Raw genomic sequence first — 2,896 nt, forward strand, 5'->3', positions numbered from 1 at the left:
TTGCGGTTCGCGGCCGTCGGGAACGACATCCGCTTCGGTCTGGGCGCGGTGCGCAACGTGGGCGCGAACGTGGTGGAGTCGATCATCAAGACGCGCGAGGAGAAGGGCAAGTACTCCTCGTTCACCGAGTTCCTGGACAAGTCGGAGCTGGTGGCCTGCAACAAGCGGGTGATCGAGTCGCTGATCAAGGCGGGCGCGTTCGATTCGATGGGCCACACGCGGCTATCGATGATCCAGGTGCACGAGGACGCGGTGGAAGCCGTCGTCCCGCTCAAGCGCCAGGAAGCGATGGGCCAGTTCGACCTGTTCGGCTCGTTCGGAGCCGACGACGGCGACGCGGCCGAGGCTGCTCCGTCCTCCTCGCCGCTCGCGCACCTCAAGTTCGGCGAAGAGGAGTACCCGCGCAAGCAGCTCCTCGCCTACGAGCGCGAAATGCTAGGCCTGTACGTTTCGGCGCACCCGCTCGACGGGGCGGAGCGCATCCTCCGCAAACACGCGCCGAAGCCGATCGCCGCGCTGCTCGCCGACCCGCCGAAGGAGGGCGAGGTCGTCATCTCCGGCCTGCTCACCTCGCTCGAACGCCGGGTCAACAAGAAGGGCGAGCCCTGGGCGATCTGCACTGTCGAGGACATGGACGCCGCGCTCGAGGTGCTGTTCTTCGCCAAGGCGTACTCGATGTTCGCCGCGGATCTGGTCGAGGACAACGCGGTGCTGGTGAAGGGCCGGGTCAACTGGCGCGAGGACAAGATGTCGGTGTTCGGCGGCGGGCTCGTGCCGCTGGACCTGTCCGAGATCGGCAACGGCGACGAGGAACCGCCGCTGGTGCTGCTGGCCGCCGCGGAGAAGATCGACCAGGCGGTGGTCAGCGAACTGAAGTCGACGCTGCTGGCGCACAAGGGCGATACGCCGGTGCACCTCAAGCTCGTCGGCAAGAACCAGACGGTCTTCGCGCTTTACGATTACCCGGTGAAGGTCAGTTCGATGCTCATCGGTGAGCTCAAGGGCATCCCTGGGATCACCGCCAACACCTGATGACCGGGGCGGAGCCGGATCCCCGCCGCTGGCGGGCGCTCGCGGTCACCCTCGCCGCCGGGTTCATGACGTTGCTGGACGTCAGCATCGTCAACACGGCTCTGCCCTCGATCCAGCGCGACCTGCACACCGGCGCGGGCACCATCCAGTGGGTGGTCTCGGGCTATGCCCTCACCTTCGGCCTGGTCCTGGTCACCGGCGGCCGGCTCGGCGACGCGCTGGGCCGCCGCCGGATGTTCCTGATCGCGCTGGCCGCGTTCGTCGCGACAAGCGCGCTCGCCGGAGCGGCCTCCGACCCGGCGACGCTCGTCGCCGCCCGGCTCGCCCAGGGCTGTGCCGCGGGCATGCTGACGCCGCAGAACAGCGGCCTCATCCAGGATCTGTTCCGCGGCGCTGAGCGCGGCCGGGCGTTCGGCATGTTCGGCGCGGTCGTCGGCATCTCCACCGCCGTTGGGCCGGTGCTCGGCGGCGTGATCCTCGCGCTGTTCGGCGACCCGGACGGCTGGCGGTGGGTGTTCTACGTGAACGTGCCGATCGGCGTCGTCGCGTTCGGGCTCGCGATGAAACTGCTGCCGCACGCGGACCGGCGGAAACTCCGGTGGCGCACGGAAATCGACTATGTCGGGATCGTGCTGCTGGCCGTCGCGGTGCTCGGCGTGCTGCTTCCGCTCGTGCAATCCGAACGGGGCGGGCTCGGCCGGTTCTGGTGGCTGTTCGGGGTGGCGATCGTCTTCGGCGTGGCGTTCGTGTGGTGGGAACGGCGCGTTACGCGAAAGAACCGGCCGCCGCTGCTGGACATCCGGCTCTTCACCGGCACCCCGGGCTACGCCAGCGGCGCTGCGGTCGGAGCGCTGTACTTCTGCGGGTTCGCCGGGATCTGGCTGGTGTTCGCGCTCTTCTTCCAACAAGGGCTCGGATACACGCCGCTGCAGTCAGGCCTGGCAGTCACTCCGTTCGCTTTGAGCTCTGCCGTGACAGCAGCCGTCGCCGGACGGCTCGTGACCCGGTTCGGCCGGAGGCTGACCGTCACCGGCTTGAGCATCGTCGCGCTTTCGCTGCTGTCCGTGGCCTTGGTCGTGCAGTGGGTACCGCCATCTGCTGCGGGCTTCGCGGTCGCCGGTCCGCTGCTGATCGGCGGGATCGGCGGCGGAATGGTGATCTCGCCGAACACGACGCTCACCCTCGAATGCGTCCCGAACCGCCTGGCCGGCGTCGCCGGGGGAGCGCTGCAGACCGGCCAGCGGATCGGCACCGCGATCGGCACGGCCGTGCTGGCGTCGGTGTTCGAATCGGTGGTCCCGGCGGCCGGGCACCAGACCGCGCTCACCGCGGCGATGTGCTGCGCCGCCGGGCTCACGCTGGTCGCGCTGGCTTTCGCGACCCTGGAACTTCGCGCCCGCCGGAGGCGTGCCATCCTGACGGAGGACCGCCAAGCCGCGCAGTCCGCAGCGAATATTCACCGTACGTAACCTGGCAACTCTTATCTTGCCGGTTCGGTGAGCTACTTACCGCCACCAGGTGATACTCCATCCGGGTGACAGGTGACCTTCGGCCCTAGTGCTACTCAGAGCAACCGAGTAGACCTTATGGAGCCTTCAGAACGACACTTTGGCTACCTACAGTGGCAATTCGTTCGATCGACCGGGGATGGGTCGATCGGCCGAGAGGCCCGGGAGTCCGAAGTTCCGGGGAATGGACACCCGGAGTCGCATTCCGGTACGAAATTCGTCGGCGTCCGCGGGGGACCGTACGGCGAATCGCCGGGGCACTGCCCGGAGTGGCCGGCCGAGTGCGCGCGAAGGCAACGGGGCGGGCCCGGGCGAGGGGGAACCGGGCCCGCCCGCCTTTCCCTTCCCGGCTCGAC

General features: G+C 68.5%; 2 protein-coding genes. Both read left to right on the forward strand.

Going from position 1 to position 2,896, the window contains the following annotated elements:
• Nucleotides 1–1,032 (forward strand): helix-hairpin-helix domain-containing protein (locus tag ACWDNU_RS45055; RefSeq protein ID WP_449673358.1); only part of this gene is annotated, 1,032 nt, incomplete at its 5' end.
• Nucleotides 1,032–2,501 carry an MFS transporter gene (locus ACWDNU_RS45060; protein WP_370940531.1) on the forward strand — a complete coding sequence of 490 codons (1,470 nt, stop codon included), beginning with the start codon at nt 1,032–1,034 and terminating at the stop codon, nt 2,499–2,501. The genes ACWDNU_RS45055 and ACWDNU_RS45060, both read left to right, overlap by 1 nt.
• Nucleotides 2,502–2,896 lie beyond the last annotated feature (395 nt).

It is taken from the genome of Amycolatopsis sp. NPDC003676 (genome assembly GCF_053587275.1).